This is a genomic window from Acidobacteriota bacterium, assembly GCA_016716435.1.
Lineage (GTDB): Bacteria > Acidobacteriota > Blastocatellia > Pyrinomonadales > Pyrinomonadaceae > OLB17.
Genome location: JADJWI010000003.1, coordinates 958,565 through 978,038 on the forward strand (window position 1 = coordinate 958,565; position 19,474 = coordinate 978,038).

General features: G+C 55.2%; 17 protein-coding genes, 1 tRNA gene and 1 pseudogene. 16 read left to right on the forward strand and 3 right to left on the reverse strand.

Going from position 1 to position 19,474, the window contains the following annotated elements; translation table 11 throughout:
- Positions 1-60 precede the first annotated feature (60 nt).
- Entirely contained in the window at positions 61-1,338 is a 1,278-nt protein-coding gene (locus IPM21_07810) for an MFS transporter (GenBank protein ID MBK9163803.1), read from the forward strand.
- Here IPM21_07810 and IPM21_07815 read toward each other — a convergent pair.
- On the reverse strand, positions 1,335-4,295 hold the full coding sequence (locus tag IPM21_07815) for a PAS domain S-box protein (GenBank protein MBK9163804.1): 2,961 nt from the start codon (positions 4,293-4,295) through the stop codon (positions 1,335-1,337). The genes IPM21_07810 and IPM21_07815 overlap by 4 nt on opposite strands.
- A gap of 245 nt (positions 4,296-4,540) precedes the next feature.
- A complete protein-coding gene (locus IPM21_07820; GenBank protein MBK9163805.1) occupies positions 4,541-6,292 on the reverse strand; it encodes a carboxypeptidase regulatory-like domain-containing protein in 1,752 nt (583 codons plus the stop codon).
- Between the two features lie 209 nt (positions 6,293-6,501).
- Here IPM21_07820 and IPM21_07825 point away from each other — a divergent pair.
- The 15 genes and pseudogenes from IPM21_07825 to IPM21_07895 all read left to right on the forward strand — a co-directional run bounded on the left by IPM21_07825 (position 6,502) and on the right by IPM21_07895 (position 18,574).
- A tRNA-Ser gene (locus IPM21_07825) sits at positions 6,502-6,592 on the forward strand.
- Between the two features lie 80 nt (positions 6,593-6,672).
- Positions 6,673-8,298, forward strand: coding sequence for a glutamate--tRNA ligase (locus IPM21_07830; GenBank protein MBK9163806.1), 1,626 nt, complete (start codon positions 6,673-6,675; stop codon positions 8,296-8,298).
- Between the two features lie 34 nt (positions 8,299-8,332).
- Positions 8,333-8,572 carry a DUF433 domain-containing protein gene (locus IPM21_07835; protein MBK9163807.1) on the forward strand — a complete coding sequence of 80 codons (240 nt, stop codon included), beginning with the start codon at positions 8,333-8,335 and terminating at the stop codon, positions 8,570-8,572.
- Positions 8,556-8,888: a DUF5615 family PIN-like protein gene (locus tag IPM21_07840; GenBank protein ID MBK9163808.1), complete on the forward strand. Its 333-nt coding sequence runs from the start codon at positions 8,556-8,558 to the stop codon at positions 8,886-8,888. Before IPM21_07835 ends, IPM21_07840 begins: the two co-directional genes overlap by 17 nt.
- A 245-nt stretch (positions 8,889-9,133) precedes the next feature.
- A complete protein-coding gene (locus IPM21_07845) occupies positions 9,134-10,018 on the forward strand; it encodes a leucine-rich repeat domain-containing protein (GenBank protein MBK9163809.1) in 885 nt (294 codons plus the stop codon).
- A gap of 67 nt (positions 10,019-10,085) precedes the next feature.
- On the forward strand, positions 10,086-11,387 hold the full coding sequence (locus IPM21_07850; protein MBK9163810.1) for a glycosyltransferase family 1 protein: 1,302 nt from the start codon (positions 10,086-10,088) through the stop codon (positions 11,385-11,387).
- Position 11,388: 1 nt separating this feature from the next.
- Positions 11,389-11,799, forward strand: a complete 411-nt coding sequence (locus IPM21_07855) for a cupin domain-containing protein (GenBank protein ID MBK9163811.1) — start codon at positions 11,389-11,391, stop codon at positions 11,797-11,799.
- 13 nt (positions 11,800-11,812) lie between these two features.
- A complete protein-coding gene (locus tag IPM21_07860) occupies positions 11,813-12,559 on the forward strand; it encodes a hypothetical protein (protein MBK9163812.1) in 747 nt (248 codons plus the stop codon).
- Between the two features lie 26 nt (positions 12,560-12,585).
- Positions 12,586-12,976, forward strand: a pseudogene (locus IPM21_07865) (DUF1801 domain-containing protein).
- Between the two features lie 42 nt (positions 12,977-13,018).
- Positions 13,019-13,291, forward strand: coding sequence for a hypothetical protein (locus tag IPM21_07870; GenBank protein ID MBK9163813.1), 273 nt, complete (start codon positions 13,019-13,021; stop codon positions 13,289-13,291).
- 389 nt (positions 13,292-13,680) lie between these two features.
- Complete coding sequence (locus tag IPM21_07875) at positions 13,681-15,135, forward strand: hypothetical protein (GenBank protein MBK9163814.1); 1,455 nt, start codon at positions 13,681-13,683, stop codon at positions 15,133-15,135.
- A 126-nt stretch (positions 15,136-15,261) separates the two neighbouring features.
- A complete protein-coding gene (locus IPM21_07880; GenBank protein ID MBK9163815.1) occupies positions 15,262-15,804 on the forward strand; it encodes a hypothetical protein in 543 nt (180 codons plus the stop codon).
- Between the two features lie 11 nt (positions 15,805-15,815).
- A complete protein-coding gene (locus tag IPM21_07885; GenBank protein ID MBK9163816.1) occupies positions 15,816-16,217 on the forward strand; it encodes a DoxX family protein in 402 nt (133 codons plus the stop codon).
- 6 nt (positions 16,218-16,223) lie between these two features.
- The gene (locus tag IPM21_07890; protein ID MBK9163817.1) at positions 16,224-17,867 is read left to right on the forward strand and encodes a VTT domain-containing protein; all 1,644 of its coding nucleotides are present in this window, start codon (positions 16,224-16,226) and stop codon (positions 17,865-17,867) included.
- Entirely contained in the window at positions 17,858-18,574 is a 717-nt protein-coding gene (locus tag IPM21_07895; GenBank protein MBK9163818.1) for an NRDE family protein, read from the forward strand. Before IPM21_07890 ends, IPM21_07895 begins: the two co-directional genes overlap by 10 nt.
- Here the strand turns inward: IPM21_07895 and IPM21_07900 are convergent.
- Complete coding sequence (locus IPM21_07900) at positions 18,571-19,458, reverse strand: GNAT family N-acetyltransferase (protein MBK9163819.1); 888 nt, start codon at positions 19,456-19,458, stop codon at positions 18,571-18,573. The two genes, IPM21_07895 and IPM21_07900, sit on opposite strands and share 4 nt — an antisense overlap.
- Between the last annotated feature and the right edge of the window lie 16 nt (positions 19,459-19,474).

The window sequence follows — 19,474 nt, forward strand, 5'->3', positions numbered from 1 at the left end:
TAGGCTTGTATAGTTTCGATTCTACTATGTTCGCGCGGTTTGCTAAAATTTCATCCGTAGATGTCCCAACCGGAAAAAAGCGAAACGGGCGAAGAAACGCCGAACGAGCGATTCTTCACTGCACCGCTGATCATTATATATGTAACGGTTTTCATTGACCTCATCGGCTTTGGGATGGTGATCCCGATCCTGCCTTTCTACGCGAATACCGACCCTTTTAACGCGACGCCCTTTGAGATCGGGCTTCTGCTCGGTATCTATTCGATAATGCAGTTCATCTTCTCGCCGCTTTTGGGAAGGCTCTCAGACAAGTACGGCCGGCGGCCGATCTTGTTCATCAGCATTTTGGGGTCGGCGGCCGGCTATTTCGTCATCGGTGCGGCGGGTACGCTCATGCTCGTTTTTCTCGGCCGCGTGATCGGCGGCATAACGGGCGGCAATATCTCGACGGCGCAGGCTTACATTGCCGATGTCACTTCACGGGAGAACCGGGCGAAAGGCATGGGGATATTCGGAGCGATGTTCGGCCTTGGGTTCATTCTCGGCCCAGCACTGGCGGGAGTTTTGAGCAAATACGGCGTTAGTGTGCCGTTCTACGTGGCAGCGGTTCTCGCTTTTTCAAATGCGATCGCTGTCTATTTTATTCTTCCGGAAACGGTCAAGCGGACGGCCGACGCGAAGCCTTCGGGCGGGCGCATCGCCGAGATGCTTGCGGCCCTCGGCAAACGCGACTTCGGAGCCATCAATCTTGTCTATTTTCTGTTGGTCACGGCATTCTCCGTGATGACCTATGCGTTCGTGCTTTTTACGGCCTACCGTTACGGTTATAACGCAGAGCAAAACGGCTATCTTTTTGCCTACGTCGGCGTGATGGCGGTCATTGGCCAGGGCGTGATCTTCGGGACGCTGGCATCGCGGATTCACGAGGCAAAGCTTGCGATCATCGGCTGCCTCTTGATGGCCGCGAGCTTTTTTGCGTTTCCGTTTCTCGGCCCAAACTCCGGCGGGCTCGCGTATCTTTTGGGCGTGTGCACGGTTCTCTCGATCGGGAACGCACTTGCCGCACCGGCGCTTACGAGCCTCGCTTCAAAGCTTTCGTCGGACGATGAACAGGGAAGTATGCTCGGGATAATGCAGTCGGGGGCGAGCCTTGCACGTGCTATCGGGCCGTTTGTCGGCGGGTTGCTGCTGAACAACGCCTTCAACGCCATCGACGATGCCTCGGTGACACGAACATTCTGGGCTGCGAGCGGGATAATGGTCCTCGCGATGGTTGCTGCTTTCTATCTTTCGAGATTGCTGGGTGAGCGGCGTGAGATGCACCGGACGGCCGCTTAGCCGACCATTCGCTGCTGAGCGGGTGAACCGAGCGGCAATGTCAGGATAAAGGTAGCACCACTTCCATTCGGGCTCTTGGCCTCGATCGATCCGCCGTGCTCCTGAACGATGCCGTAGGTCACGGCGAGTCCAAGGCCTGTTCCACTTCCAACCGCTTTTGTCGTGAAGAAAGGATCGAAGATCTTTGAGATATCTTCCTCGGATATGCCTTCGCCGGTATCTGCGACCTCGACGCGGACGCGGTCGCCGTCAAGGATCGTCCGCAGCGTTATGATGCCGCCGTTTGCCATCGCATCGCGTGCATTGAGGATCAAGTTGGTCAATACCTGCTGGAGCTTGCCGGAGTTTCCGGAAACGAGCGGCGGCCGCTCTTCATATTGTTTCACTATCTCGATCTGCGAGCGGCGGAGCTGCGGTTCAAGCAATTGGAGCGTATCGTCGATGAGCTTGTTTACATCGACCTCGGTCCATTCGATCGCACTTCCGGTTCGCGAGAAATTGAGCAGGTTGCCGACGATGTTTGCCGCCCGCTCGGTCTGCCGGTGCATCTTCTTGAGCAGTTCGTGCTTCGGGTCGGTTTCGGGGATCATCCCGAGCAGCATCTGCGTATAGCTCGAAACGCCCGTCAGCGGTGTGTTGACCTCGTGGGCAACGCCGGCAGCGAGAAGGCCTATGCTTGAGAGCTTTTCGCTTTGCTGGAGCGATTCCTCGAGCTTGACTCGCGACGAAACATTCTCCAGCACAATGATGCCGCCCGTCTGCTCGTTCGAGACCGAGCGGAGCGGGGCAACCGCAACATTGAGGATCAGCGGATTACCCGAAGCATCGCGGGCATGAAGCTTGTAGGCATTACGGATCTCGGTTAGGTGCCAGCGGCTCTTGCCGAGAATGCTATTGAGATTTGCCGCAAATGCCGGGTCAAAGATGTCATCAACGCTCTTGCCGATAACCTCCGAACGTGAGCGGTTCATCATCTCTTCAAAGGTAGTGTTGCAGCGTGTGATCAGCCCATCCTCATTTACGGCAAGAAGGCCGACGTTGACCGATTCGACTATCGACTCGTTGAATTCTTTGAGGAGTGCAAGCTCGGCGGTCTGCTGCTTTTGCTCCTGATATAGCCGACTGTTTTCGATCGCCACGGCGATATAGCCGGAGATCGTTCTCAAGATCTCAAGGTCCTCAGAGGAAAGCAGCGAGCCGTCCTTCGCCCGGCCGAGGCCGATCACGGCGACCATCTTGCTGCCAACGACGCACGGCACGAAATAATGAAGCTCCTGCCTGACGCCGGTCAGCCCGCCGCCATTGCCGTTGGTCGTATCCGCATCGTCGTCGTTGATCTCGATCTGGTCCGCGCGGACGATCCCGTTTGCTGCCGACTTTTGTCGGATGATCTGTTTGAAATCGCGAGGAACAGTGTAAGTTTCAGTCAGCCCGATCGAACGGCCGATACGGTAGCCGCCCTCACCTTCGCGATCTTCAATAAACACCGCGACCTTTTCAACGTCAAGCACCTCAACCAACCGATGCGAGAGTGATTCAAGTAGCGGCTCGAGCGCCGTAGAGGCTGAAAGCGTTCGGCCAAAATCGAGCAATCCCCGGCGAAGGTCATAGCGCTCGCCATAGAAGAAACGGTTCGCCCGCTCTTGCAGAAAATTCTTGAGCGGCTCGCTCAGCATCACGATCGCCGCCATCGCAACGATCGCAATTACGGCGCGAAGCGTGATCTCGGTGGTAGAAAGGTCGCTGCCGACCGCAAGAAATACCAACCCGAGTGCGACGGCTCCGATCATCATCGCAATGGCAAGCGTTGTCATTGCATAGACGAGGGCCCGGCGGACGACGACATCAACGTCCATCAGCCGATACCGCACGACCGAATGGCCAAAGCTTAGCGGAATTAGCGCAAGTGGAAGCGTCGAAAGAGCCGAGGTGATGATGTCTTCCGGAAGGTAGATGAACTGCCGCGTCAGTTGCAGCCCGATGATAGGGATGACCGACGCGATCGTGCCCCACATCGCCCATTTTAGCCGCTGTCGCACGACCGCCTGCGTACTCGTCAAAAATCGCCAAAGAAGAATTCCTGCACCAATGGCAACGCCGACGGCAAAATGGCCGACGAGAATTGCGTTGAGCAGCGGAAATGCCTTGTACGAAGCCAACGCGGCATTAAAACTTATGGCTGTTGCGGTCGGAAGTACAAATGGCGAAAAGGTCAGAACGATGACCGCTGCCGCTATGGCGACCGCGGGAGCATACGTGGCGATGGTCTTCCACCGAGCCTCGTCAAAGACCTCGCTCCGTACCGGATAACGCAAACAAAAATGAACAAAGAGCGGAGCAAAGGCGATGAAAGCAAGCCAATCGACGACCTGGATGGCAAGGTCGAAATCCTGCCCGAACCCAAGGGCACTGTAAAAATGAAAAACAAATGCCGCGAGACAAACGGTCGCAAAGTGCAGTATGAACGGGGCCTGGCTGCCCTGCTTAAAAAGAACGAACACCCCGACACCGAGCCACACAACGCCGACGACCATCAAAAAAATGAGCGAAGCCGGCCAGCGGGGTACCGTGTCAATATTTCGAAGGTCCGCAAAGTAGCGGTTATCGGCGAAGGAGAACGAGCTCTTTTCAAAAAAGTACGTGAGGCTGCCGCCGACTCCGGCTGCGTCCAGATACATCGGGACGTCAGCGGCAGCGACAACTTCGTCGAAATTTGTGCCGTCAAGGCTGATCGAAAGGAGTTTATCACCCGGTGAGATGCCGGCCCGCGAGGCGGCAAAGCCGCGTTCGACGCGTTCGGCGTAAATGCCGTCCGCTTTTTCTACCCACAATACGCCATCGGTCGGCGGAAGCTGGTGCGTCGCCCTTTGAGACAGGTTTAGGGCTCCGCCGGCAACGAAAAAGATCGTCGCCAGCAGCCATATCAGGCTCCAACTTGTGAAGATGCTTCGCTTCATCGGGAAGCCGTAGCTTTGGCTAACTATATTAAAAAGGCAACTCTTATTCCAACTCTCGCCCCCGGCCGAAGAATGTTAAATGCAGGAAAACAGGCGGGTTAGGGCTGGGGCAAAAAGAGGAACTGCAAGGATTGCTCATTTGATATCCATTTTTTTGCTTTTCAATCCAATATTTCGGAGTCAGTCGGTTCGTGGCCCGTTTCAAAGGCCGATAAAATACTGGAAAAATTAAACTTGGCAGGTTTCTAGAATCGCACGAGGATACTGCCCCGGACCATGCGGCGTTGCGAGTTCAGGCTAAGGGTTCCTTCCGAACTTGTGGCCGTGTTCTGAAGGTCAAAGATGTTGCGGGCGTCCAGGATCGCCTCGGCACGGAAAGGAAGGCCAAGGGTCGGTAAAGACTGTGTAACGACAAAACTGAGGCCCGGATCGTATATCGCAAGCCGGCCGCGGAATGGGTCCACGGCAAATACCGTCGCATTCGGCGAGAGCCGGAAGATCGTGCGGATATTGGTCCCCGGCCGAATATCGGTATCAAGCTGGCCAAAGACCGTATGGAAAACAGACTCTTCAAACAGCGATGCCGGGTCCTGCAATCCTTCGCCCGAAAGCCGCTGCCCGCTACCGAAGCTGTAGCCGCCCGTCAGGTTAAAGCGTCCGCTCAGCCGGCGAGCATAAACGACGCGGATGCCGCTTGCATTCCCTTGCTGATTGCCGGCGATGTCACTGCCTTCGATCGAAGCCGCACCGAACGGCAAACCAATAACGCGAACTCCGCGGACAAGGGTTCCGTCAAAAAATGCGGTCGCCTCGAGGCTTGAGCTGTTGTCAAGAACACGCTCGATACCAAACTCAAGCCGCCGCGAATTGTTCATCAGCGCCTCGCCGTCCTCGACGACCACGTCCTCAATAAAGGCGGGCTCGCGGAACGATATCTGTGCGTCCTCAAGGGCTATCTCGCGTGCCCATGATCGTTCGTCGGTTTGGGTCGTGAAGGCCGAGCGGAAACGTGTTTTTGAGTCGATGTCGTACTGGAAGCCGAGCCGCGGAGCGATAACAAAATCGTTGCTGGCACCGGTGAACCGCGAATAATCGATCCCGTAAACAAAAATGATGCCCTCGCGGATCCGCCATTCATCAATGGCCCTGAGTGAGAACTGGCCGAGCGATTCTTCGCGTTCGCCCGAGGTTAAGGTGCCGAGTTCGCCAAACGACGTCACGAACCGCAGCGTGTGCGATTCATTCGGGCGATACGAAAGCTGTGTATCGAGCCGCTTCGGTGCGTTTCTTCCGGCCGCCGCCTGGCCCGCGAGGATCAGGTCGGTTTTCTCATTGAGCGCAATATGCGTCGCAACGTTTACGCCGACATAATTTCCGCGCTCGGTGGTTGCGGCAAAGGTCTCGGCGATCGTCTGTCCGGGCTTAAGGTTGATCGATCCGCTCTCATCATCGAGCGAAGCGACCTCAACTTCGGCCGGCTCATTAACACTCTCTTCCAACGGGACATCGCCCTCGGTGTTCAAATATATCGAGCGGCCCATCTGCGAGGACCGAATGACCCACTTGGGATTTGATCGGTCGAGTTTTTTTTCGGGAAGTGTATTACCGCTTCCGGCACGCGCCAACTTGAATCCGAAATCCTGTTCCGTGGCCCGTCCAATCTCAACCTGCGGCAAGGTAGCCGGGTTAAAGCCCTGAGCGACTGCAAGAACTGTGTATTTACCTGGAATGATGCGAAGCGTGTAGCTTCCGTCGGCTGCCGAACGAACCTGCCGGAGCAGTTTTGAGGTACCGAGGCGAAAGATCGCAACAACGGCGTCCGCTATTGGCTTGCCGCCTTCATCGCGGACGATGCCGCGGATCAGGCCCAGATTGCTCTTTCCCGAAGTGCCGGCGAATTCTGCCGTATCTTCCGCTGCAATCGCCGGCGCGGCGGTGCCGATGGCCAGTGCAAAAAGCAGCAGAGAATTTATCGCTTTTGTAAAGAGTTGAGCCATATAAGGTCTTCAACGCCAGGATCGGGCAATACCGGGGAGATCAAGTCGAACCGGAGAAAAATGGACGAAATACTACAACCCCCGTATTTTCTAGTTATTCAAGTTGTGTGTCAAGCCGAAAATAAACCTATTTGCGTGGTCTATGATGCCGAAAGCTTGACAAAGTTTGCCCTTGGGCTAGAATTGACTTTGCTTTTCAGCATCCATGCGGAGACGTGGCTGAGTGGCTGAAAGCGGCGGTTTGCTAAATCGTTGTACCCTAACCCGGTACCACAGGTTCGAATCCTGTCGTCTCCGCCATAAATTCCAGAGGCCGGTCGTCAGTGGTCAGTGGTCAGAACTTTCTGCCGCGGGCCTTTGTCGATCGGTCATTTTTTATTATGAATGTCAGAGTTCGATTTGCACCGTCGCCGACGGGTTATTTACATATCGGTTCCGCAAGGACCGCTCTTTTTAACTATCTTTACGCTCGCAACACCGGCGGCAAATTCCTTTTGAGGATCGAGGACACGGATCTCGCCCGCTCTACCGAGGAATCGACCCGTTCGATCCTTGAAGGGCTTGAGTGGCTCGGCTTTGCACCGGAAGAAGAGATCGTTTTTCAGTCAAATAATGCCGACAAGCACCGAGCGACCGCGCTTAGATTATTGGAAGAAGGCAAGGCCTATCGCGACTTTACGCCGAAGGAGGCTCCGACCGACGCGAACGTAAAAGATGCGATAAAGCAGCGTGCCCGCGAGCAGGGCGGCGATAAGAACATGCGCGATAATATCTATCGCGACCTTTCGCAGGAAGAAAGCGACGCTCGTGCCGCGGCCGGCGAGCCCTTCGCCATTCGGCTCAAGGTTGGGGCCGAAGGCAAGACGGCATTCGAAGACCAGGTTTATGGCCTGCAGGAACGCGATTACGCGGACACCGAAGACCTCGTCCTGCTCCGCTCGGACGGGCATCCGCTCTACAACCTCGCCGTCGTTTGCGACGACATCGAGATGGCGATAACGCACGTCATCCGCGGCCAAGACCACCTGACGAACACGCACAAACAGGTCTTGATCTACGAAGCTCTCGGTGTCACACCGCCGATATTTGCACACCTGCCGCTGATCATGGCGCCGAACAAGGGCAAGCTCTCAAAGCGCAAGCACGGCGAGGTCGTTTCGATGACGACCTATCGCGACGCGGGTTTCATTGCCGCTGCTTTTCGAAATTTCCTCGCACTTCTTGGCTGGTCGGCCGGCGAGGAGAAGGAGATCTATTCGCTGGAAGAGCTGATCGAGAAATTTTCACTCGAGGGCATTCACCGCTCAAACGCGGTCTTTAATTTTCATCCTGACGACCCCCGAAAATGGACCGACGACAAGGCCATCTGGATGAACGCCGAATACATCCGCACGATGCCGCTCGACGGCCTCTACCCGCTCGTCAAGGCAGAGCTGAAAGCGAACAAGCTCTGGAAGGACGAATATGCCGACGATATTCCGGAACCGGCTGACGGCTTAGAGCTTATAGCTGAAAGCTATTCGGCAAACGCACCGCTCGATTCGAGCGCTTGGTTCCTTTACACCATCGATCTCATCCGCCAGCGGTTCTTTACGCTCAAGGATTTCTCGGCCCAGGGCCGTGCGTATTTCAGCGAAGATTTTGACTTCGACCCAGCGGCCATCGCCAAGAACCTGACCAAGTTCCCGGAGCTCAAAGAATGGATGCCGGAACTCGCCGACCGCTTCGAGGCCGAATTTGCCTCAAGCTCCCCTCCTTACGAAGTAGGGGTGGACGCTGCTTTGAGCGGACGGGGTGGTTCTTTGCCATTCGATGAACCCAACATCGAAACCATCGTCAAAGCCTTCACTGAAGAAAAAGGCACCAAGCTCGGCGTGATAATGAACGGTGCCCGCACACTCCTAACAGGTGTCGCCGTCGGCCCCTCAATGCTCTCGGTCTTCGAGGTCATCGGCCTCGAAAGAACCCTGATGAGACTGAGGAGTCAAGTGGCTTGGAATTTATAGTTTTCGAGCTTCTCTTTTCTGTTATCATTAACGCATGGATTATCGGGAAATCATCACCATCGACCCCGGAAAGCGAAGCGGCAAACCGACCATTCGCGGCATGCGGATCACGGTTCAGGATGTTCTGGAGTATCTCGCGGGCGGCATGACCGAGGAAGAAATAATCTCTGATTTCCCCGAACTGACCCGCGAGGACATTCGAGCCTGCCTTGCATTCGCGGCGGACCGCGAACGCCAACTCGCTGTGATGCCGCAGTATGAAGTTGTTGCTTGACCAAAACCTTTCGTGGAAGCTCGTAGACGAGCTTGGCGAATCCTATCCAGATTCAAAGCATATCAAGCACGTGCTTTCGACCGCGGCTGATGACCGTGATATTTGGAACTACGCAAAGGAAAACGGATTCACAATCGTCACTAAGGATGACGATTTCGTCCAGAAAAGCCTTCTGCTTGGCCATCCGCCGAAAGTGATCTGGATACGATTAGGGAACTGCAGGACGGAGCACATCCTTCAACTGCTAACCCGGTCGCGTGAGACGGTCTCAGCCTTCAATGGCGACGAAGAGAAATCACTGCTTGCGATCCCATGATTCGCAGTCATCGGCCTCGAACGAATCCTAATGCGCCTTCGAAGACAAGTGGATCGGAATGGATAGCGTGTCTCAAGTCGTTCTCAGTTAATCCGGGTTCTTGCAGCAGGAATGTCGGGTCAACGATTAAAATGGGGCGTTCGTAAAAAAATATTGACTATCGATATTTTGCTCACTGAAAAGCGCTCCGAAAGCAAAGCGTAACAGCAGTTATTTGCAATAGGCACCCGATCTAACCGCACACAATGAAACATCACTTCATAGACCTATTGGACAGAGAGGGCGACTATTGGACGACAGTTCCGAACAGAGAAAGGTTTGCGTTTGGTGCTGAGTCTTTTATTCCAAATAAGGACGAGGTAAAGATCCTTACCATAAGCAAGAATCAGGACAAGATACATTGGGAGCAGATCTTTGAGTGCCCATATCTGGAAGAACTTACGCTTCATGAGCCGAGCAAAGATCAGATACATGCGGCTGAAAAGTTGAAAAACCTTAAGCGCTTGAGAATTACGTTTTGCAGAACGAATGACATCGAGTTTATCGGCAACTTGCCGAATCTTGAAGAAGTGGTACTCGAATATGTTTCCGGGTTTTCAGATTTGAAGCCTTTGAGTAACCTGAAAAGACTAAAATCGGTTCATTTGGAGAATTTAAGAAAAGTAACAGACTTCAGTGGGTTGGCTGGATCGCAAGGACTGAGGTATCTCTATATAAATGGAACCTTTGATTGGAATCAACCCGTCGAGAACTTTGATTTCCTAGGTGAACTTCCAAATCTGGAAGTTCTCGCATTGGGGTTTGGGGTTAAGGTCGTGAATCCGAGATATCCAATTTTCAAGTCGCTGGTTAAGCATACGAAAATTAAAAAATTACGAATCGGCAGAGCCTTTTGCAGTCTAGAGGACTATGCGTTTGTTGAAGTACTTCTTGGGAAAACGAATATTACTTACCTTGATGATCGTCCCGTGGAGCTTTTCTACGAGAACGATGCGAGAATCGAATTCTTAGGAAAGGGAATGCGTAGCATTTCTGTGAAGAATTCAATTGAGAAGTGCAGGGAAATTACCCAAGAATACGAACGAATGAGGCTTCGGGCGGAAGAGTATTTGTCAGGCTACCATAGTTAGTTCGCGTATTTTGTCATGCAGGCTTCCGGGCGGGGTCGGAGTTCTGGGCTTCTGATCTATTTCAATTGTGCTTGAAAGTTTGGAGCATCCACGATCAAAAAGGAAAGCGCTTCTCGTATCCTTCGGTACCCGCGGTGATATCGAGCCGTTTTTGGCGGTGGGCGAGGTGCTCAGTGAGAGAGGCTGGGAGGTCGTTTGTCTTTTTCCCGAGCAGTTTCGCGATGAGGTCGTCGCGATCGGTTATCGGTTCCACGGCTTCGACCCGGCCTTTCTTGAGCTTCTAAAAGATCAGGACGGGCAACGGATCATCGGCGGCGGCGGTTCTTTTCCCGGCCGAATAAAAAGCTGGATCGCCCTTGCCCGCAAGGGTATGCGGCTCAATAGGGAGTCCGGCGAGCTGCAGCAGCGAGTGCTGACCGAGGAGTCGCCCGACCTTCTGCTTTACCACCCGAAGAGCCTCTTTAACATCATCTGGGCGATGGCGAATCCCGGTAGGGCCGTGCTTGTCAGCCCGCTGCCCGGCGTCGCCCATCCGCTCGACGATTTTGGCCCCGTTTTCAAAGATCACGGCCGCTTTCTGAACCGGCTCGAACACCGGCTTGTCAATACCATCAAGGCCGCGACGGCGCGAAGCTTCGCCCGGAAATATCCCGAGGCCTACTCTCACGTTGATACCTCGCTCTCTGCTATCCGCAATGCCTTTGTCCGCGACCAACCGGCCGTGTACCTTATCTCGCCGAGCCTTTTCGACCGCCCCGCCGCGTGGCCCGAGAACGCCCGAATAGTCGGCTATTTCGAACGCGACAAGACGGCCGGCTGGGAGCCGCCCGCCGAGCTTCAACGGTTTCTCGAAGTGTTTCCCCGGCCGATACTGATCAGCTTTGGGAGCATGACCAACCCTGAGCCGGAAAAGAAGACGCGGATCTTTGTTAATGTCCTAACGAAGCTCGGCATTCCGGCGATCATTAACACATCTTGGGGCGGGCTGCAGCGGCTCGATGGCGTTCCCGAGCACATCTTCTTTGTCGATTCCATTCCCTACGATTGGGCATTTCCGCGGGTCTATGCCGTCGTCCACCACGGCGGCTCCGGCACAACGCACATGGCTGCGAAATATGGCTGCCCGAGCCTGATCGTCCCGCACGCGGTCGATCAATTCATGTGGGCGAGGATCGTTGAACGGAAAGGCCTCGGCCCGCCGGCGATCGCGATGCGAGGTCTGAATGAACGAGAATTAGAGAATCGGCTCAATGAGCTATATAATGATGGCGAACTTAGAATTGCTGCGGCCGATATGAGCAAAAATATAGCGGCTGAATCAGACCCGAAAGCGCTTTACCGCGTTTTGACGGAAGGAATTAAATATTGAAATGAAAGGCTTTAAGACAAACATCGAGAAAGACACGATCAAGAACAAAAATTTTCGCAAGGTGCTTTACACCTCGGTGCATAGCCAGCTTGTGCTAATGAGCATCAAGCCGAAGGGTGAGATCGGCTCGGAGGTTCATAAAGAGAACGATCAGTTTTTGCGTTTCGAGGGCGGCACCGGGCGGGTCGTTATCGATGACAGCAAATACACCGTCAAAGACGGCGACGCGGTCGTCATCCCCGCCGGAGCCCGGCATAACGTCATCAACACCTCGGCAACCGATGAACTAAAGATCTACACGATCTATTCGCCGCCGCACCACAAAGACGGGATCGTGCGCAAAACCAGAGAAGAAGCCGAGGCCAACGACGAGGAATTTGACGGCAAGGTGACCGAAAAGCGGAAGCGCTAGTTTTCGATAGTCGATGGCAGCAGGCAAAGAGCGGAACAGTTATTTTTTTGTGATGTACACCGCCATGTTGTGCATTGTCCTGTTAGCGTTCGCTCCGACCTTCTACCTTCGCAGCAGCTTTCCACAGCCGGAGGTTCTGCAGATGCCGCGGCTCCCGGCGGGATTCTATGTCCATGGGATAATACTTACTGCCTGGTATATTTTCCTCGTCTTTCAATCCGGCCTAATAAAGTTCGGCAAAACAAAGCTCCACCAGAAGACGGGCTGGGTTGGCCTCGCCCTTTCCGTCGGGGTTCTTGTGTCAACCATCTACATCGTTCTGCAGTTTCCCGGCCGGATGCAGGCGTTGGCGTTTCAGTTGGGTAAATCGGTCGATGACATCGAGCCCGGCCTCGCGATGATCCTCTGGATGGATATCTTCATGGGAATCCTGTTCGTGTCGTTCATATCCATCGGCATTCTAAAACGGCGGAAACCTGAGATCCACAAACGCGTTATGCTCTATGCAGGGATAGTTTTTATCTTTGCCGCAACCGCCCGGCTGAGCGGGATCGTGAGTTTTCTGGTCGAGGCAGACATCGGCCTGATCATAAATAATCTGATACTTTTCGCACTTACGGCGAGCTTGTTGGCTTACGATAAATTTACGCAAGAGCGGGTCACCAGAACAACTTGGGCTTGCTTTGCAAGCTATTGGGCGGCGATGATATTGAGCATCTTGATCGGAAATTCGGAGATCGGAAAGGCGATCGTTATCTGATATCGTATCGAAAGAATCGCGAGTTTATGAACGCAGAGACCGAAGCATACAACCAAGCTCAAGCACCGGCGGAACGAGAGGTCTGCAATGCACTTGCCGAAGCGATATCGCGTGTTGCCGAATGCCGAAAACAAGATCTGGCATCGGCATCCGGTCTGGTTTTTGGATGGCAATCCGATCGTTGGCTATAGCAAGCTGAAGGCCGGTATCCGGCTGATGTTTTGGAGCGGTGCGAGCTTTGAAGAAGCGAAGCTCAAGCCCGGGACAGGAAAGTTCAAGGATGCGTCAGTGCTTTATAATTCAGCCGAAGAGATCGACATGAAAGACCTGAAACGCTGGCTTAAGAAAGCGCGAGAGATTCAATGGGACTATAAAAACCTTGTAAAGCGAAAAGGCGTGCTCGAAAGGTTGAAATAGCAGGCCCATAGCTCGCCGCACGACGAAAGGAGGCAAAGCAAAATGGATGAATATTTTCTGATCTTCTCGCTCTTTTTCCCGCGGATCGTTCTGCTTGTTTATTATTTCCAGGGGTGGTATCCGGACAACGCCGTTCCGCTCTGGGGTGACGTTCTGCTCGGCGTTTTCGCTCCGCGGATACTGATCCTTCTCTACATTTATCAGAACATGGGCTACGAGAATATCTGGTTCGCCGCCCATCTGATCGTCCTGATCCTCGCCTATTTCGGCGGAGGCCGCGAAACGGTCCGCCGCCGCTCGAGGCGTGAAGAATAATTGATCGAAAAGAGCGTGGGGTCAGACTTCGCCCGCTCCAAGAGACCGCCGGCGATAAGTAAACGCTTCCAAACGCTGTTAATTCTTCGCGCCTTGTCGTGTAAAATCCCGCGCAATGTAACAGCTATTTTGGATTTCCACACTCCAAATACCTATGAGTCGGGCCATTTCTGCTTCGATCGACCGAAAACCTAACCAGTTATCCTACCTGCCTATTCTTTGGCACGGCTAATGCTGATGTACCCAATTGAACGGGTCGACATGGTCCGAAGAGGTGCTCCCCCGCACCTGCGATTCGCCGACCCGGCCGATTTAAGCCTCCCGAATTTTAGTCTACGAACCCCCGCCCGCAAGAGCCGATTGCTCACAATTTTAGTTCGGAGGTTTCTATGAGCAACAAATCAATTCGTTTTCTGAAGGTCTCAGTTGTCCTCGCATTTGCGTCGGCAGCGTTACTGATCGTTTTCCTATCACCGGCGATACCGGTTGAGACGGCGGCGTCGAGCGGCGGCGCGCCTGCTGGGCGAACCGGTGCTCCCGGTGAATCGTCCTGTACGAGCTGCCACAGTCAAGTGACGCCAACAGGGCAGTTCAGCATCGTCGCCCCGGCGAACTATGTGCCCGGGCAGACCTACGCCATCGAGGTCCGAAATACCACAAACGACTCAAGCCGGCTCTCATGGGGATTTGAAATGGTGTCCTTGACCGGTGCAAATTTGAACGCCGGTACATTCGCAAATTCTACTGCCAATACACGGATCCGCACGGCGAACGGAAAGAGCTACGTGACCCAGACGACTGCCGGAACGTTTCCTGGACAGGCGGGGGGTTCGGTCTGGACCTTTAACTGGACCGCTCCAGCAACCGATGTCGGGCACGTTACTTTCTATGCCGCGGGTATGCATGCCGACGATGACGGCGGCACGGATGGCGATCAGACCTACACGAGATCCGCGGTCGCCCAGCCATCACAGCCGGTCGTCATTCATCATGGATTCGCCGATTTTGACGGCGACGGAAAGGCAGACCCGAGCGTGTTTCGGCCTTCGTCCGGCATTTGGTACCTGAACCGGTCGACAGCGGGCTTTACGGGGATGCAGCTCGGTTTAGCAGGTGACCACCTTGTACCGGCCGATTTTGACGGCGACGATAAGGCAGACATTGCAGTATGGCGGGAAGGTCCGCCCGATACTGCAGCCTTCTATATTCTCCAAAGCAGCACGGGAACAATACGGATCGAGCTCTTTGGGCAGACCGGGGACGACCCGCGTCTCGTTGGCGACTGGGATGGTGACGGGAAGGCCGATCCGGCAGTCTATCGCGACTCCGCGGTCGGTTCACAAAGTTACTTTTATTACCGGGGTTCAAACGCCAACCCAAGCGGGAACATCACATTCCTTCCCTGGGGATCGACGGCGGATATCCCGATGCGAGGTGACTTTGACGGCGACGGGAAATTCGATCCGGCCGTTCTTCGTCCCTCGAACCAGACGTGGTACGTCCGCCGCAGTGCAACCTCAACAGTTTCCTACGACCGTTGGGGGCTTCCGACCGACACTTTCGTCACCGCGGACTACGACGGCGACGGCAAAACGGATCCGGCTGTATTCCGGGCCGGTATTTGGTACATCAAGCAAAGCTCGAACGGCCAGGCTATCTACCTGAATTGGGGACTATCTTCCGACGTCCCGGTACCGGCAGATTACGATGCCGACGGTAAAGCGGATGCCGCGGTCTTTCGAAACGGCGTCTGGTACATCCGCCAAAGCGGAAACGGTACGCTGCGGGTCGATAACTTCGGCCTTGTAACCGACGAAGCAGTACCGAACGCATTCGTCCGCTAACCTGTTCGAAACGCAAAATGGGGCCCGGCAAACTGCCGGGCTTTCATTTTGCGCCTATCGCGGGGATTTGGGGAATAAAACTCCCTGCCTCTGGAATTTCAGTTCTGTTTAGCGGCAGAGACTGCGATGAGACCCGAACAGAGAAAGATATCAGCCACCTATCAATTGCTTGCGGAGCTCAACAACGAGCTGGCCGCCGCGATAGCGTTGATCGAACGGCTCGACGATACGATATTCAACGAGCCGAGCGTCCGCAACGGCAGCGTCAGTGCACATTTTCGGCACAATATCGAGCTTGTCAGAGCGCTTTATGACGGCGTCGAAACCGGAAAGGTCGACTACGCCGCCCGCAGCCGCGACCGAACTATAGAAACCGATAGAAGCGCCGCGATCAGGGCATTCCAAAGCTTGATCGAACGCGGCCGCGGGTTTGCCTCGCTCGATGTCTCTCTGCCACTTACGGTCGCCTCGGAATCGATTCCCGGGCTCGATATTGCTTCAAGCTTCGGCCGCGAGTTGGAATTCGCGATAAGCCACACGGTTCACCATCACGCGCTGATCGCCGAGCGGCTTCGTGAGATGTGCGTCGGCATCGACCCGATGTTCGGCGTGGCTGCCGCGACCCGACGCTTTTGGGAAACGGAAAACAACAAGAACAAGACGGAATAACAAACACATTTATGAACAACACAGCTTTGACGATAAGCTGGATCTGCCGGGTGGTTGTGGCACTGATCCTTTTTCAAACACTCTTTTTCAAGTTCACGGGTGCCGAGGAATCGAAGTACATTTTTACGACCGTGATGGGTGCGGAATACGAGGCCATCGGCCGCATTGGCTCGGGCATCGTCGAGCTGATCGCGGCGATCCTGCTGCTCGTTCCTTCGACCGCATCCATCGGGGCGGCGATCGCATTAGGCACGATCACGGGTGCGATTTTTAGCCATCTGACGAAGCTCGGCATCGTCGTTAAGGATGACGGCGGCCTTCTCTTCATTCTTGCCATCGTCGTCTTTTTGCTGAGCGGCGTAACGCTGCTGCTTCACCGAAAAGATCTGCCGGTAGTTGGGAGCTATCTCTAAACGCCGATGGGCGAGGTGCAGCAGTTCTTTGAGTTTTATGCGATGGGCGCTTCGGTGTCCGTCCTCTTTGCTGTGCTCTTTTTCGGGACGTTCGTTAGTGAAGATGCGGCCTGCATCCTCGCCGGAACTCTTGTCGCCTCCGGAGCGGCGAGTTTTCCGCTTGCACTTTCGGCATGCTTTCTCGGGATATTTGTCGGCGATGTCGGGCTTTACTGGCTCGGCCGCGGCGTTGGCACGAGGCTTTTTGAGACGAAGCTCTTTGGGCGATTCGTGTCGAAAAGCTCTTTAGCAAAGGCATCCGGCTGGCTTCGGAAACGCGGTGCCGCCGCGATCTTTCTTAGCCGATTCGTAACTGGCTTTCGCTTACCGACCTACGTCTTCGCCGGAGCGCTTAAGGTCAGCTTTCCTCGCTTCGCATTCTTATTTCTGGTCGCGGCCGCGATCTGGACGCCGATCCTCGTCGGCTCTGTTGCCTTTGCCCAATCGATGTTCTTTTCGAGCAATGCATTGATCGGCCTGGTCGCCCTATTTTTTGCCATTCGCCTTGTCCACAAATACTCGTCGTGGCGAAACCGGCGGTTGCTCGTCGGACGCTTTCGAAGGTTGGCGAACAGGGAGTTCTGGCCGCTTTGGATCTTCTACGCTCCGGTCGTTGTGTATGTGCTTTGGCTTGGGCTCCGTTTCCGCCGGCCGACGGCATTCGCATCTGCCAATCCAGCCATTCCGGCGGGCGGCTTCAAGGGCGAATCGAAGAACGATATCTATCGCCTGCTTGCTGCTAATGAAGAAGCCGCCGGACATTTGCTCCGGCACTTTGTCGTCTCGTCCGAGCTTTCCGTGAGCGACCGGTTTTTTGCGGCCGAGGGCTTGATGTCCGCCGCCGGGCTTGAGTTCCCGGTCGTCGTAAAGCCCGATTCAGGTGAACGAGGCGCCGATGTCGCAATAGTGCAGAATCGCAGGGAACTCGAGGCTGCGCTCGAGCTTGCCGAGCGGCCGGTGATCGTACAAGAATTTGCCGCCGGGGTCGAAGCGAGCGTTTTCTACTACCGATCTCCGGGCGAGGATTGCGGCCACATCTTTTCAATAACGGAAAAGCGATTCCCGGAAGTGATCGGCGATGGCCGCTCAACGCTTGAAGCGCTTATCCTGAAAGACTCACGGGCGGTCGCGATGGCGGAAAAGTACTTCGAACGAAATGCCGGCGATCTTTCCCGAGTGCTTGGCCCGGGCGAGAGCTTTCGTCTGATCGAAATCGGCACACACTCGCGAGGTGCGGTCTTCCTGGATGGCGGCCACCTGCTGACGCCGAAACTTGAAGAACGCATCGACGCCATTTGCCGCGGGCTTGAAGGGTTCTATTTCGGCCGCTTCGACCTTCGTGCCGAGAGCTTTGAGTCTTTAATGGCCGGGCGGTTCAGCATCATCGAACTTAACGGCGTCACGAGCGAATCGACGAACATCTACGACCCGCGATACACTTTGCTGGATGCTTACCGGATACTCTTTCGCCAGTGGCGGATCGCGTTCGAGCTCGGTCTCGCCAACATCGCGAATGGGGCTGCGGCCGTCAGCGTTGGTGAGCTGATACGCCTCGCTTTTGGCAAGCGGCCCGCCGCGAAGCCTCCGGAAAATGCCGAGCAATGTGCCTGATAGTTTTTGAGATAAGCGAAGACCCGGCCCGCGGGCTGCTGCTTGCCGCCAACCGCGACGAGTTTTACGACCGCCCGACGCTGGCAGCCGCCGCTTGGGAAGACGCTCCTGAGATTTATTCCGGCCGCGATCTGGTGGGCGGCGGAACTTGGCTAGGAATATCGCAAAGCAGGCGGTTCGCGGCCGTCACGAACTATCGCGACCCGAAAGCTCCGAAGGGATCCCGGTCGCGTGGCGAACTCGTCTCCGGGTTTCTTTCGTCGGGAATCTCGACCCGCGATTATCTCGACACATTAGCTTCCGTCGCCAATGAGTTCTCCGGGTTCAATCTGATTGTTGGCGAGGCTAGTTCGGGCGGCATCGAGGCCGCGTATTTCTCGAACCGCGAAGGCCTTATCCGGCGGCTCGAGCCCGGCGTTTACGGGCTCAGCAATCATCTCCTTGATACGCCCTGGCCGAAGGTTCGGCGGGCAAGGAAACTATTCTCCACAGCAGCGGCCGACGATGACAATGCCCTCTTCGAACTGCTTTCCGATCGAACGTTCGCGAGCGACGATGAACTGCCCGATACCGGTATCGGGCTCGAACGCGAGCGGCTGCTCTCGCCGATCTTTATCGAAACGCCGATCTACGGAACACGCTGTTCGACGGTTGTCCGGCTCAACGCGGATCGTCCGCCGCAGCTCATTGAACGCGTTTACGTTTAGGCACTCCCGAAGAACATCTTCCTGTATTTGGGATTCATCTTCTCGAGGTCAAAGACGACGAAGAAATCGATCGTGCCGAACTCGCGGTCGAGCATCGGCGGGCTGCAGACCTTTGCCCCGACCCGGAGATACATATTGAAGAGCGGCGGAAGCTCGACGGCGACCGAATCGAAGGTCGGCTCGGCGGCAGGTTCGATGCCGTTCGCTTTCGGCATCATCCGAAACTCGGGCATAAAATGCCCTCCGGCTTCGAGTTGCTGATGTGCCGCACGGCCCGCGGCCGCATCATTCGTGAAAAGCGAGCAGCAGCCGAAAAGGTATCGCTTGCCCGTCGCCTGAAGGTATGTCGCAAGGCCCTTCCAGAGAAGGAACAGGACCTTGGTGTTTCGATGTTCAGGAGCGATGCATGCCCGCCCGACCTCCATCCCGCGTTCGAGCACATCGGCGGGTAGGTCCTCGATGGTGAATTCACCAAAAGAGTAAAATCCCGACGGCCGCTTAGCGGTCTCGATCGAGTTTATCCGATAGGTGCCGACCGTTCTTCCGGTCGCATTCTCGATGACCACGAGATGCCGGCAGCGGTGGTCGTATTCATCAAAGTCGATGGCCTGTTCACCCGGCTGCGGACTCCGGCCCGCGATCTCGACATTGAAGACCTGATAGCGTAGTTCAAGTGCCGACCGCACCTCGGCGTTGGTTCGTGCAAGCCGAACCGTGTAGCGGCCGTCGGTGATGGCAAATTTTCTCGCCGCCCGGACGAGCTTTAGGATCGCCGCGGTCCGCGAGAATGGTTTTCGTATTCGTGCTCTGATCGCTCCGGTCATCACCCCGCTATCATCTTTCACGGAGGTGAACGGGCGGTTACCGCCGGTTGAACTCCGCATTAAATCATCTAGCGAG